Origin of the sequence: Phormidesmis priestleyi ULC007 (assembly GCF_003003695.1) — a bacterium.
Lineage (GTDB): Bacteria > Cyanobacteriota > Cyanobacteriia > Leptolyngbyales > Leptolyngbyaceae > Phormidesmis_A > Phormidesmis_A priestleyi_A.
The window spans coordinates 1-12,833 of sequence record NZ_PVWG01000050.1 but is presented as its reverse complement, the minus strand read 5'-3'; the positions used below and the strand labels follow the sequence as shown (position 1 = coordinate 12,833).

Sequence of the window (12,833 nt, the reverse complement as noted above, 5' to 3'; positions counted from 1 at the left end):
GATATCAGAGCAACATTGCCGAATCTATCTAATCAATAAAAATTAGATTTAGGCTTAAGCATTCTAATACACTTGCTTTCTGCTCAAACTATTTTTTTGCCATGTCACTACTCACGACCCAGAAACTGATCGTATTCTGCGTGCGAACCAATCCAAAACCATGCAAAATCTCTTCCCTCAGCTACAGCGACTGCTCGGTAGTGTATTCCGACTCGCACTGACCAATACTGACCTACTTTTTTGAGATGCAGCGATGGATGACAAGGATTTTGCTGAAGCAGTTCGTAAGACTTGTCAGCTAGGTCTTGAATTTCGTTTGGTAACTGACGGTAGTGATACCAAAAATCTGGAGTCCCTCGATGTCTCACAGATCAGTACAATGCCCTTCACGCAAGTCTTTGAGTGCTTTTTCTGCAAGTGCATCTAACCGACCTGCTTTCACATCTGCTTCAAACTGTCGATCCCAAATTTCGGCATCGAATTCTGCAAACCAAGCGCGAAATGCTGCTAGGTCTTCTGAGGGAAGTTGAGCGATCGCGTGTTCGATGTCTTGTAATGTGTTCATCATCAAAACATTTAGACTTCTAATTTGGCTGGTCTAACTATATCAAGTTCTTTTGTGCCTATGAATGATGATTCAGTAGTTGGGTTGGGCGATCGGGCAAGAGATAAGACAGATCTTCCGATCGGCTAAGATAAGCGGCGACATACCGGTTTTGTTTCACCACCAAGATCCCTAGCTCATCAGCTTCATCAATTGCTAGCCCTCTCCTTGCCACTGATCCCTTGATTTAGTTATGCAGAGGCAATAACACTACCTATCCGCGCCTTCAAAACTAAGCACAGTTTTTTCTGCTCAGTGCAGAAAACGAAGGAGATCGCATAACATGGAAGGCAATGCTTCTCAGCTAAAATACTAGTACTCACCGTCATTATTGATACAGGTTATGACAGGAAATTCCTTCTTCGATGAGCAAAAAGAACAGTCCTTGATAAAAGCTAGGATTGTTGAAAAATATTTCTGGGTTTGGGCAAAAGTTATTATCCCAACAGCAAAGAAATCATCGGTTTCAGAACCTAAAATTGCTTATATCGATCTTTTCGCTGGTGCGGGACGATACAAGGATGGTTCAAAGTCAACCCCTGTGAAGGTTTTGGAAACTGCTATTTCAGATCCAGATATGCGAAATATGCTGGTGTCCATCTTTAATGATGTTGATGCGGACAACGTTGACTCTCTTCAGCAAGCTATAGATTTAATTCCGGGCATAGAGAGTCTGAGATACCGCCCGCAAATTCTCAACCATGAAGTTGGAGACAACATAGTCAAAACATTCAAAGAGCGAAGATTAGTTCCCACTTTGTTTTTTGTTGATCCTTTTGGCTACAAAGGGTTGTCACTCCAGCTTATTAACTCTGTTGTCAAAGACTGGGGCTGCGACTGTATCTTCTTCTTCAATTACAATCGCATCAATATGGGTTTGAGTAATGTGGCTGTTCAAGATCACATGAACGCGCTTTTTGGACAATCACGGGCAGATCAAGTTCGTGAACAACTGAAACCACTTGCTCCACAGGAACGTGAGTTAACCGTTGTAGAAGCCATCTGTGAGGCATTGAAAGAAATGGGCGGCGAGTATGTTCTCCCTTTTCGCTTCAAACATGAAATTGAAAATCGCACCAGCCATCACCTAATCTTCGTAAGCAAGCACGTCAAAGGCTACGAAATCATGAAGGATATAATGGCTAAAGAGAGTACTGACCAGGCTCAGGGTGTGCCATCCTTTGAATACAACCCAGCGACTGCTCAACAACCATTACTTTTTGAGTTAACTCGTCCTCTTGATGAACTGGAATCTATGCTGCTAGATAGGTTTGCAGGAAGAGCTATGACGATGAAGGAAATTTACGACCAGCATCATGTCGGGAAGCCCTACATCGGCAAGAACTACAAAGTTGCTCTCAGTAAACTTGAAGCCCAAGGCAAGATTGTAGCGGAGCCACCTGCCAGTAAACGACGAAAAATGAAGGGAGAAACCACGTTTGCAGATTCAGTGAAAGTAAAATTCCCATCTATGCAGTGAGTTCCAGTTTTCCTAAACGTCTCATACCTTTGAGTGGAGCGCTACCCCATCTTCGGATGTGTTGATCCCACGCATCAGGCATTTCATCCCAGATTTCATCATTAAGCAATCTACCTCCAGCTTTTGGTGTCCTACCGCCAACTTGTTTGAAGAAAAATGATACCCCTGCTTTCTGACATTGATCGCGGATATCTTCTGCCCAGCTAACTTTTATGGGGCGGTTCTTTTGTCCAGATTCCCCGCCCACAATAACCCAATGGATATCAGTTAAGTCAAGCTTCAACGCTCCTAAAAGTGGCTCACATGAAATGAAGCGCACTGAAACAGGAACCTCACGAAGGTACTCAAGACGATCAACGTAGTTTTGATTCTCAACTGACACGCCCAACCAAACGTTTTCGGGAAAATCTAACTCAGAAGTCAGATCCCGTAAGCGTTCATGCCGCTTTGTCAAGATTTGATATACGTGCCAGGGTGTTAGACGAATCACAGAAAGAACTTGTTTGATAAAGTCGAGTGGCACATCTTCATGAAAAAGGTCACTCATTGAGTTGACAAAAATTCGGCTTGGAGTGCGCCAACGCAATGGCTCTTCCAATCTAGCTGGATGTAAAGTCAACCCAAATCCATTAGAAAAGTTTTTTGGAAACCGCTGTGTAAGAGCTTCAGCATAACAATGTAGGCAACCCGGACTGATTTTGTCGCAACCAGTTGTTGGATTCCAAGTTTTATCAGTCCACTCAATACCAGTCTGCGTACTAGACATGTTTCAACTCCGCAAGCTACATTTGCGACAGATGCTATCTGCCCAGAATTTAAATAGTTTTTCTGTACTATATCAGATTTTACATAAGCAATCCTATCACTGCACACCATTTTCTACGTTATATGTCAGAAAATAATGGACAACATACCCAAAAATCACCTTTTTCAGGCAGAACTAGCCTCTGTTGGTGAAGTCGCAATCTGCACTTACGAAATATGCTAACGTTCTCCCCACCCATCCCTTGAGTGCTAAAAAGCTATTCGCTAGCGGTCTGCTTATCTTCTACTAATGTTGTCTCTGTCACTAATCCATCGTCTACTGCATCAACTAAAGCAGAGGCATCTAAGATCGCAGCTTCTTCAGAAAGAGCGATCGGAGCCGCTTGATTTGAGAACGCTACACGCAGCAGAGGAGGAGCAACAAACGTGGTCAAAATCACCATGACGATGATCGCCGCCTGCAAAGAATCGGACAACACGCCGCTAGAAGCACCAATGGCAGCAAACACTAGCCCGACTTCTCCTCGCGGAATCATGCCAATGCCGATCGCCCATCGATTAAGCGGTGATTGCCCAAACAAAGTGAACCCAGTAATCACCTTACCGACGATCGCCACCACGACCAAAAACGCCGACATGATCAGCCCTTCCCGATTCTCTGGCACAAATGGGTTGAGAACGCTGACATCCGTTCGGGCACCCACCACTACAAAGAAAATCGGCACCAGCATATCGGCGATCGGCTTCACTTGTGCTTCGAGTTCTTTGCGTTTCTCGGTTTCTGCCAAAATTAACCCCGCCGCAAAAGCCCCTAAGATCGCCTCTAGCTGGATCACGGCTGCCACATAAGACAGCAGAAAGGCAAAGATCAGTGCTGTAATCAGCAGTTGACCTCTAGTCCTTAACTCATTGACTAGAATGACAAAAAATGGACTGAGCAATCGCCCTAACCAGATCGAGCCGACCAAAAAGACGACCGCGCTGACTACCAGGAAGACCACATTTCCGACTTGCACTTCGCCCGTTTTTGCCAACCCAGCCACCACCGCCAGCACAATAATGCCTAACACATCGTCTAGCACGGCTGCGCCAATAATGATTTGTCCTTCTTTAGAGGCGAGTTGTTGAATTTCTGCCAATACTCTAGCCGTGATGCCAATGCTAGTTGCAGTCAGAGCCGCCCCCGCAAAAATTGCCGGAATCGCAGCCACCTTGAATAGCAGCATCAGCCCTACGGTGCCAAGCGTGAAGGGAGTGACAACCCCAACTACGGCAACGATCGCAGCTTGCGGCCCGACTCGGATCAGTTCTTTGAGGTCTGACTCTAACCCAATCTCAAACAGCAGAATCACCACGCCGATTTCTGCCAAAACCGAGATCACCTCGCTCTGCGACTGAAACACTGCTGTCAGTCCTTCAGAACTCAGTTGAGCGCTCATCTGCACCATTTGCATCATCAAAGAACTGCTGGCATCGATGCCACCACCCGGAAACACCAGCAGATGCAGCGCCGAAACGCCCACCAAAACGCCTGCCACCAACTCGCCCAAGACGGACGGCAGATTGAGGCGGGCACAAATCTCGCCGCCTAGCTTGCTGGCAAAATAAACGATTACCAGACTTAGCAAAACGCTGGCTAGCACGATCGAGCTACTTTCTGCTGCGGTCGCCGCCGCTAAAACAGGTGTAGTCTTGCTGATAGGAAACCAGAAATCAATGCCACTCAACACATTCAGCCCAGGAGAAACAACCATTGATTAAGCCATAATCGTCGCTTTTAATGGTACTCATTTCTGGCGTTGCTGAATCCGGGTCTGAACCCATGAATTTGCCCTCACCCTAGCTCTCTCCCCAAGGAGAGGGAACAAGATTTCTAGCTCTCCTCTCCTTGGGGAAAGGGGTTGGGGGTGAGGGTCATTCATGCTTTGATTCAGCAACGCCTCATTTCTTTAGGGGGTTGCTTTAAATGAATACACGATGTTGGAGCGAGGGCATCTGGCGACGAACCTGCTCTAAACGGGTTGGCTCGATCGCCGCGATCGCCACCCCTGGTTCATCTCCCGCATCAGCTAAGATCACGCCCCACGGGTCAATAATCATCGCGTGCCCGTGCGATTGCCGAATCGAGTTGTGACGACCCGTTTGAGCCGGAGCAATTACATAACAGGTGTTTTCGATCGCTCTCGCTTGCAGCAACACTTGCCAGTGATCTTTGCCCGTGTAAGCCGTAAACGCCGCCGGGATAAACAGCACATCGGCTCCCATTTGCGACAGTTGGCGATAAAGCTCTGGAAACCGCACGTCATAGCAGACCGACAGCCCAAGATTGCCCAGTTCTTTAGATGGGTAAACCGGAGGAACTCGCAGCCCAGCGACGACCGTCTCAGATTCTTGATAGGTGTTGCCATCAGGCAGATTGACATCAAATAGATGAACTTTTTCGTAGCGTGCCACTTCTTGCCCACTGGGGTTAACGAGCAGAGCCGTGTTATGAACCTTGCCGCCATCTACCGGAATGGGAAAGCCGCCGCCCAAAATCGAAACCTGAAAGCGTTGAGCCATCGTCTTAATAAACTTTTCGCTTTCTTGGGCGATCGCATCTGACTGAGCCAGCTTTGCGTTTTCGTCTCCTAAAAATGAGAAGTTTTCCGGCAACCCCACTAGCTCTGCGCCCCGGCGAACTGCCAGGTCAATCAGTTCTTCTGCCTGAGCCAGATTTTTGTGCAAGTCGGGCAGACTATTCATTTGAATTGCGGCAGCCAGGTAAGACTTCATGGGTTTAGCTTAAAATTGCGGGGTGTGAATATGAAGTGTAGATGTTGATTGTGCCATCTGACTCTACCCAATAGTTTAAACCTAGTAAAACTCTAGCGATCGCGACCTCTTAGTCTTCAGGTGTCACCTTTCACCAAAGTTACCAGCAGTTGCCAAACCGTCCAGCCGATCGCTGACACTAAAACGACGATCATTAACAAAGCCAGCGCCGAAAAAGGAGCCAGCAGCATCATTAAGAGCAGCCCTAAAAGCAAAACCGTCAAGATTAAATTATTCATTGGAATTCGATTAAATGTCTTGACTTTAAGGTATTGGATGTGGGATTGAGTTGCCTCTAGCGTCGGTATTATTTATCTGTAAGCTTAATCAAAGTCTTTTGAGCAGGTTGACGAAATATTTCTGTTTGTGAATTTTCGATCGCCGTTGTTCAAGGCTTCCCGCTTGAGTAAAGGTAAATTGAGTGAGCGATCGCGCTACCTTCTGTTACGTCTAAACTCAGGAATTCGAGTTATGATGTCAAAAATAATCCCTCAGATAGACCCTACTGAGAGTAGAACTTGAGAGCTATCTACCCATCATTAGAATGAGGGAGCTTGAGCAGAAACTCGACTGATTTAAAAAGCAAACCCGGCTAAAAAGATTATGGAAGAGTGGCAAAAAGATTTCTCTGAATTTCTAGATACAGTGGCTGAACAAATGGAAGATTTCTTCCTAGAAATCTCTAAAGAAGTCACTGAAGTGGTCAATACATTAGTGGATGTTTCGGAGGAAATTGCAGTTCAGGTGCAAGGTGCTTTCTCAGATGAGATTGAGCAGTATGCAACTGAGTTGGTCAACCCAATTTTAGAAGCTTATTTTGGATTTGAGGGCATAGTCGAAACGGCAACTCAGCCCATGATTCAAGCGGTTGAACCGATGCTGAGTCAGCATCCTGTTTGTGCAGGGTGTCGGCACTATCATGGACAGGTGTATAGCGGCAATTTGCTAGTCTGTGGGATGCATCCCTACGGGGTAGGGGAGGGAGCCGACACTTGCCCTGACAAAGAGTTGACCGTGTGGAAGTCGCCCTATTTCAATGCTGAAGGTCAGTTTTTTTTCGGCGGCGATGACGATTGGTAGAAGCATGGGCAGCGCAACCGACATTAGCTTGCCTTTTCTCGCGCTTGCTTTCTCGCTTTGAGTGCTTCTAAGTTTTGTTTGACGATCGTCACCGATGCGCGATCGCCCCGCTCTAAGTAAAGCTCACTAGCTTTGACTAAATTGAAGGTCGCATCATCATCGCGTCGCAAATTAGCAAAAGCTAACCCACGATCGTGATAGACCTCCGCAAAGGTCGGGTCTAGTTGAATCACTTGAGTAAACTGCTCGATCGCCGCTGGATAATGCCCTTCTCTAAAGGCAATAAGTCCCTGCTGAAATTGCTGAAGCGCCTCAGCTTTTTGGTCTGAAACGACGTTAGAAATCGGCTCTTTAAACAGAACGGCGCGACTTCCTGTCCCTACATAAGCCCAGACCATTGAGCCAATTCCAATTCCGGCAACGACAGTAATCGCAATGACTACGATGAGAAAATTTGCAGTTTCCATTGATGGATTTGTCGCAAAAGAATGGGCTGGACATAGACAGTCTAGTCTACATTCAGCCCATTACTAAATGGAAGATGATTCGCCCAAACTGAAATCACACCAGCTTTAAGTTGGGGTATTCAGCAATCACATCATCACGAGTCAAGACATCGCCTTCCGCTTGAGGAGTCCATAAAATTTCTAGCGCTAAGAGCCGATCGCTCGAAATTCCTCCTAACAGGCTCAACGCTTTTCGCAAGTCTTCAGAGCTATTAATCGGGGGCAGTTCTAGCTTGCCTTGCGTGGCAGCGATCAGCGTCACCACAATATATTCACCCGGATCTTGAGACTCTGCCAGGGCACCACCCTTTTCTGCTAGCGCCAAAGCATTGCTACTAGAGCCTTGCTTAAGCTGATTGTTGACGTTAGATAGCGTTTCTGCCGTAAACTTGCTGCGCTCAGAAAGTGCAAGACGATTAAATTGAGCTTCGGCAGCTTCTAATCGAGCTTGCTGAGATTCGTCGGCTCCATAGACCCAATATTCGGGGTGACGCAGCATTGCCAGCGTGGTTTCTTGCAACACTTGAGCCAAACCTTCATTAGTGTTGGTGTTGGCTTTTTCGGCAATGCGATCGAGGTCAGCCTGCAAGTTGCGCGCCTCAGCCAGTAAGCCCACCTGAACTTTAGCGATCGACACCGCAGGATTGGTATAGCCTAGCTCATCGCCACCGTCAGAGTTGCGTCGGAAGCTTTGAACTAGGAACCCAGCGATCGATAAAAAGATCAGCACGCTAAACAGCCCACCGCCGCCACCGCCAATAAAGGGCAGAATGAAAGGGAAGCCAAACCCACCGCCGGGATAGTATCCACCTCCATAACCACCGCCGTATCCACCGCCACCATATCCAGGCGACGTGCGGGTCGGAGGAGCATAAGTGCGGCTCGGCGCTCTAAAAGATCCACCCCCGATTCGACCACCACTGCGAGCAGCTAGAGCGCTATCAGCGTGACCCATTGCTAGGGCAATCACCAGCCCGATCGCCACTAAAGATTTCAAAAAGGATTTCATCAACGAAGATGTTTTCTGGTTCATAAACTTTTTACCTATCCAGGCTTGTCTCAGCAGAATCGTGCTGAGTTGAGCAAACGTAGGTAACTTAACATTTCTTTACGAATCTTAAGCGATTCCTACTCCTCTACTTTATCGCCTTCCCCGAAGGTTGGAAATGTGTCATAGGGCAAGTTTGGGGAGAGATAACCGAACTGGGTTGATCCACGGTCAATCCTAAGTAAATTGTGGGATGGGCATCTTGCCCGTAGGCTGGAAGCCTGTCCCACTCTCACAACTGAAACAGGATTGCTATATGCGGCAATCTTAACCACTAGCCGCCGCCCACGATCGTCACAATTTCTAAGCGATCGTCGTTTTTGATTTCGGTTTCTGTCCAAAACTGACGATGCAAAATCTCGCCGTTATACTCCACAGCGATCAAACGAGGATTTAGCCCCAATTGTTCTAGCAGCTTTGGCAGCAGCATTTTAGAGTCACACGTGTGAGGTTCTCCATTGACTTGAAGAGTGATGCGATCGGACATGATTAGCTCCACAGTTCCTCAGTTACCGGATGCCCGTTTGAAAGCACCTTCCGGCTCCCGCGTAGAGTCTGCTTCTGATTTAGCTGGGCTAGAAAATATTGTGTTGCCAGCGTGGGCTGATCGGCTTGCATGATCGCCCGAACGACTGAAATTCGTTGCGCCCCGGCTGAGAGAACCTCTTGAACATTGGTGGTATCAATGCCCCCGATCGCAAACCAAGGCATCGGACAGTGTTCTGCTGCATATTGCACATATTCGACCCCAGCCGCCACTTTTCCTTCTTTGGTCGGTGTTTCATAAACCGGGCCGACTCCGACATAATCTGCCCCTTCGCGAATGGCGCGATCTAGCTCACTGGGGTTGGTGGTAGAGCGACCGATCAGACGCTGAGGTCCTAGAAGTTGACGAGCTGACTCAAGGGGCATATCTTGCTGCCCTAAATGAACGCCATCCGCATCAACTGCTAACGCTAAATCAATGCGATCGTTAACGATAAATAGCGCTCCATAGTCTTGGCAAAGTTGCTGGAGTTTGCGGGCATTGCTGAGGCGCGTCAGATCATCGGTTTCTTTGTCGCGATATTGCACGATCGCCAATCCGCCTTGTAGGGCTGCCTCGATCGTGTTAAACAGGGTTTCTGAAGGCGAGGTGACTAAATAAAGTGACGCTTGCTTTAATTTTTGGTGACGCTGATAAGCCATTAGGCTGCTCTCTAGCGTGTAGACCTGATAGCGCATCTGCTTAACGGCTGCTGCCATCTCGGTGCTATAGACCTTGCCATATTCTTCGAGTACTCTTAGAGCTTCTTCGATGCGGCAAAAATTGACTTGCAAGACTTGTTCGATGCTGTCTCGCGTTTCTTCTTGAGGGTGAGTCAACTCAGTGCCCAGATCGCCGGGAGTGTTGCGGGCGGCGCGAAGCTCGGGCGTGTGCCACTTGGCGAGTTCTTGCCGCAGATATTTACAGCGCTCGGTCAGTTGGGCGTTGTTTAGACCAAAACGGCACCATTCTTCAACGACACGTATCCCTTCGCGAGTGCGATCGAGGTTGGCATCTAGAATTCGATAAAGTGCAGGTTGTGCAAATTGGCTGCGGCTGTGTGTATTGCCCATTGGAACAAACCCATGAATTTTCAATCTTAGCAGTCAGAGGGAACTGGAAATAGAGGGCAGGATCAGGGATTCTATTTCAGTCATTTTGCCGTTGAGTCGGATCAGATAGCTCTACCTTATCCTCTGATCTCTGGCTCTTATTCTGTGTTCTCAGTTATTAACTTTTGTGAAGTTTGTCTCGTTTCGTGGATCTGTATACAAAATTGAAGGACTGTTTCCACGCTCTACCAGGCGTAAAGACTGCCCAGTCTTAATCACACCCGTTCATCTGATCCTAAAACCGTGTCTAGGAGAAAAGTCGTGAGTTGGTTTCCTGCTCAAATCGATCGCTCAATCTGTCTTCAAACGATCGTCTCTAAAGGGGACAATTGGAGCCAAACCGCCAAACTAGGAACATTCATCACTCTTTCGCTGCTGTGCGGTTCTGCACTAATGGAGCAGTCAGCCGTCGTTGCCCAGGTGCCTTTGCAAGTCGCGCAAACGTCAAGCAGTCAAGCCTCAAACTATAGTCTGCTGTTTGTCAACTCGACGATCGGAACCGATTCTAACAATGGCAGTGAGCAAGCACCGCTCAAAACGATCACCCAAGCTTTGCGCGTGGTGCAGCCCAACACGATCATTGTTTTAGCACCCGGAACCTATAGCGCTGAGACAGGCGAGACGTTTCCGTTGCAGCTAAAGCCCAAAACCACGATTAAAGGAGAGCCACGCGATCGCGGTCAAGCCGTGATCATCAAAGGCAGCGGGGTTTTCTTGAGCCGCAGTTTTGCGCGTCAAAATGTGACGATCGTGGGCGCAAATCAAGCAGGGTTAACCGGGGTCACGGTGACCAATCCTCACAATCAGGGCTATGGGCTGTGGGTTGAATCGACTAGCCCAGTTGTGAGCGACAACACTTTTACGGCAAATGGGCATGATGGGGTGTCTGTGGTAGGCAGCAGTGCGCCAATTCTTCGCAATAACTATTTCTATCAAAATGGGGCGAATGGCATCACTATTTATGGCACTTCTCGCCCAGAGCTAGCGGAGAATATCTTTGAGAAAACAGGATTTGGCATCAACATCGCTCAAAATGCAGCTCCGCGAATTGTCGGCAATCGGATCACTCAAAATAAAGATGGCATTGTCATTCAGGGCAGAGCGCAACCGATTCTTCGCAATAACGTCGTGGATGGTAACGATCGTGATGGCATGGTGGCGATCGCAGGCGCTCGTCCAAATTTGGGCACCTCTGCCGACCCTGGAAACAACACGTTCTTAAATAATGGTCAGCTTGACATCAACAGCAAGGCAAGCAGCGAAACCATTCCGACGTTTGGCAATCAAATCGCTTCAGCTAAAACCAATGGCAAGTTAGACTTTTTAGGAACTGCCACGGTTGCTGACATTCCTACTGCCTCGCCGATTAGCGTTGCGTCGTCGATCGGCATTGGGCAACAGCTTCCCCGCACCCAACCACCGATCATTTCGATTTCGGTGCCGCCTACTGTGAAATCTGCGCCAGAAGGGCAACGAACGCCGCTCTTTTCTAGACCTGCGGCAACCAGTGCGGCGCGCCTTCCAGTCCCCAAAGCGATCGTGACTCGTCCCGCGCCCATTCGGGTTGCACCGCCTATGTTGTCGCCTGCAACGGTTCAGCCTGCTTTGTTTAACCGCCCAGCATCGACGACAGGAGCGATCGAGATTCCCGTTCCTCCGCCTGAGTCTGGCTCAGTTGCCTCGGTTCCTGTTGCAAGTTCACGAAATTCATCAACACCCATACCTTCTGCTCCTGCGATCGCCCTGTCTAATTCGCAGGGGGTGCTTCCGGTTCCAAAAGGTGACGCTCCGATCGGAAATGTCGGTAATATGCCCACGGTTCCCGTTTGGCGATCGGCAACGAGAAATTCTGAAGGGAGTCCCCCTGCGCTGCCTAGTCGTGCCATCGCTTTGGGATTGCGCTATCGTGTGGTCGTCGAAGCGGTGAGCGCGGGTGAGCAAGCACAGGTTAGAGCGATCGTGCCCGATGCATTTACGGTTTCTTTAAGGGGGCGTACCCTAATGCAAGCTGGAGCCTTTGGTGACCAGGCAAAAGCTAACGAACTTCTACAAACGCTCTCAAGTCAAGGGTTAAAAGCCTCGATCGAGCAGTAGTTGCAGAAATATCTGCGATCGCCTCCACTTCCCCATTCAACCCTTAAAATTTAAGATGATTGCATGAGCCGCTAGAACAGGATCTTTGATTCATGGATATCGTCGAGTTTTTTCAGCAGAGTACAGGTAAATGGTCTTCGTTGCGGACTAGCCACAATATGGCAGTCAAACAACAAGAAGGAGGCAGATCAGATATTGTGATTGAAATGCTCGATCAGACCGATCCTGAAGTGATCAAGCTCTGTGAACTATATAAGGTCGATCCCACTTCGGCGTTGTGCGGGGTTCGCGTCACCTGGAATGGCACGATGGAATGGGATCAGGAGAAACATTCGGGGTCTACAGTGTTGGTGCCCCTGACCGATCCAGCAGCGCCCAACGAAGGGCAACTGCTGCGCGAAGTGGGTTACGCCAAAAAAGCGCCCGTCTCAGGTCGCTATCTGATGAATGGCGAAGAACTGACCCTCACCACTGAGTCTGAGTCGATGTCTTCTAAAGAGCGGTTTTGGTTTGAAAGCCCAAATGTGCGCTTACGTCACAGCATTCTCAAACGGTCTGGTGGCTTTAGCATGACCTCTTTCTGTTCTGAAATACGGATGGGAGTTGCCAATCCACCCGAAAAAGCAGCAGATCAGGCAACGACGATGTGATAGCCATTTCAAAAACAGATCGCGAGAGGGCACGATATGTTGTGTCCTCTTGTCTACCCCTGATGGAGGGCAACCACGCAGGGTGGTTTCAAGTTAGCCAGCGAAAAACCTGATGGACTTGATTGGCTAGATCCCGAATGCAATCTGGGAGAGT

The 12,833-nt window shown here is 48.4% G+C and carries 14 protein-coding genes; 4 read left to right on the top strand and 10 right to left on the bottom strand.

Annotated features, from left to right (window positions below; all coding sequences use genetic code 11):
- Positions 1–107: 107 nt before the first annotated feature.
- Together C7B65_RS23120 and C7B65_RS23115 are read right to left on the bottom strand one after the other, a co-directional pair.
- Entirely contained in the window at positions 108–368 is a 261-nt protein-coding gene (locus C7B65_RS23120; protein WP_106254154.1) for a ParE family toxin-like protein, read from the bottom strand.
- Positions 365–568 (bottom strand): hypothetical protein, encoded by a 204-nt coding sequence (locus C7B65_RS23115; protein ID WP_244913272.1) that lies wholly within the window; start codon positions 566–568, stop codon positions 365–367. Before C7B65_RS23115 ends, C7B65_RS23120 begins: the two co-directional genes overlap by 4 nt.
- A gap of 379 nt (positions 569–947) precedes the next feature.
- Between C7B65_RS23115 and C7B65_RS23110 the strand changes: the two genes are divergently transcribed.
- A complete protein-coding gene (locus tag C7B65_RS23110; RefSeq protein ID WP_106254152.1) occupies positions 948–2,084 on the top strand; it encodes a three-Cys-motif partner protein TcmP in 1,137 nt (378 codons plus the stop codon).
- On the opposite strand, the gene C7B65_RS23105 is transcribed toward C7B65_RS23110, so the two are convergent.
- The 4 genes from C7B65_RS23105 to C7B65_RS28100 form a co-directional block, all read right to left on the bottom strand.
- Positions 2,074–2,850, bottom strand: coding sequence for a DUF5131 family protein (locus C7B65_RS23105; RefSeq protein ID WP_106254151.1), 777 nt, complete (start codon positions 2,848–2,850; stop codon positions 2,074–2,076). The genes C7B65_RS23110 and C7B65_RS23105 overlap by 11 nt on opposite strands.
- A 256-nt stretch (positions 2,851–3,106) precedes the next feature.
- A complete protein-coding gene (locus C7B65_RS23100; protein ID WP_106254150.1) occupies positions 3,107–4,603 on the bottom strand; it encodes a cation:proton antiporter in 1,497 nt (498 codons plus the stop codon).
- Between the two features lie 208 nt (positions 4,604–4,811).
- Positions 4,812–5,624: a carbon-nitrogen hydrolase family protein gene (locus C7B65_RS23095; RefSeq protein ID WP_106254149.1), complete on the bottom strand. Its 813-nt coding sequence runs from the start codon at positions 5,622–5,624 to the stop codon at positions 4,812–4,814.
- 116 nt (positions 5,625–5,740) lie between these two features.
- Positions 5,741–5,902: a hypothetical protein gene (locus C7B65_RS28100; protein ID WP_181314484.1), complete on the bottom strand. Its 162-nt coding sequence runs from the start codon at positions 5,900–5,902 to the stop codon at positions 5,741–5,743.
- A 364-nt stretch (positions 5,903–6,266) separates the two neighbouring features.
- Here C7B65_RS28100 and C7B65_RS23090 point away from each other — a divergent pair, with 364 nt between their 5' ends.
- Complete coding sequence (locus C7B65_RS23090; protein WP_181314483.1) at positions 6,267–6,743, top strand: hypothetical protein; 477 nt, start codon at positions 6,267–6,269, stop codon at positions 6,741–6,743.
- 23 nt (positions 6,744–6,766) lie between these two features.
- Here C7B65_RS23090 and C7B65_RS23085 read toward each other — a convergent pair whose 3' ends face one another.
- From C7B65_RS23085 to C7B65_RS23070, 4 genes are all read right to left on the bottom strand, one after another.
- Complete coding sequence (locus C7B65_RS23085) at positions 6,767–7,210, bottom strand: tetratricopeptide repeat protein (RefSeq protein WP_106254148.1); 444 nt, start codon at positions 7,208–7,210, stop codon at positions 6,767–6,769.
- Between the two features lie 94 nt (positions 7,211–7,304).
- Positions 7,305–8,282 (bottom strand): DUF1517 domain-containing protein, encoded by a 978-nt coding sequence (locus C7B65_RS23080; protein WP_106254147.1) that lies wholly within the window; start codon positions 8,280–8,282, stop codon positions 7,305–7,307.
- Positions 8,283–8,571: 289 nt separating this feature from the next.
- Positions 8,572–8,784: a sulfur carrier protein ThiS gene (gene thiS / locus C7B65_RS23075; protein WP_106254146.1), complete on the bottom strand. Its 213-nt coding sequence runs from the start codon at positions 8,782–8,784 to the stop codon at positions 8,572–8,574.
- A 2-nt stretch (positions 8,785–8,786) separates the two neighbouring features.
- The gene (locus tag C7B65_RS23070; RefSeq protein ID WP_106254145.1) at positions 8,787–9,896 is read right to left on the bottom strand and encodes a thiamine phosphate synthase; all 1,110 of its coding nucleotides are present in this window, start codon (positions 9,894–9,896) and stop codon (positions 8,787–8,789) included.
- A gap of 300 nt (positions 9,897–10,196) precedes the next feature.
- Here C7B65_RS23070 and C7B65_RS23065 point away from each other — a divergent pair, with 300 nt between their 5' ends.
- A complete protein-coding gene (locus C7B65_RS23065) occupies positions 10,197–12,029 on the top strand; it encodes a DUF1565 domain-containing protein (protein WP_106254144.1) in 1,833 nt (610 codons plus the stop codon).
- Between the two features lie 92 nt (positions 12,030–12,121).
- A complete protein-coding gene (locus C7B65_RS23060; RefSeq protein ID WP_106254143.1) occupies positions 12,122–12,679 on the top strand; it encodes a phycobiliprotein lyase in 558 nt (185 codons plus the stop codon).
- The last annotated feature ends 154 nt before the right edge of the window (positions 12,680–12,833 follow it).